Genomic DNA, 255 nt, shown 5'->3' on the forward strand with positions numbered 1-255 from the left:
GTGCTCATGGGTCGTAAAGTGAGGTGATGATAGCGGTGATGGTTGAGTCTCTCTTAGAGATCGCACTCGAAGAATAGGTGTATTGCCAACTACTTACGGAGACAACAGAAGTGGGGGTGTAAGTGACATCAAAAGAGGTTACAATGTCAGGGTTAGGAAAATCAGGAAACCCAAACACGTAGTAGGTGCTTTCACTTGTCCCAACTACCCCGAAGTATCCTTCGATTGCGAAAAACTTATCGTTATGAATAAATC

Annotated in this window: 1 protein-coding gene; it reads right to left on the reverse strand. The window is 43.9% G+C overall.

The annotated features are described in order from the left end of the window. Nucleotides 1-4: 4 nt before the first annotated feature. A partial coding sequence (locus tag P9254_RS28910) for a hypothetical protein (RefSeq protein ID WP_278103929.1) occupies nt 5-255 on the reverse strand: 251 nt, incomplete at its 5' end.

The sequence above is a fragment of the Mesorhizobium sp. WSM4983 genome, from assembly GCF_029625765.1.
GTDB lineage: Bacteria > Pseudomonadota > Alphaproteobacteria > Rhizobiales > Rhizobiaceae > Mesorhizobium.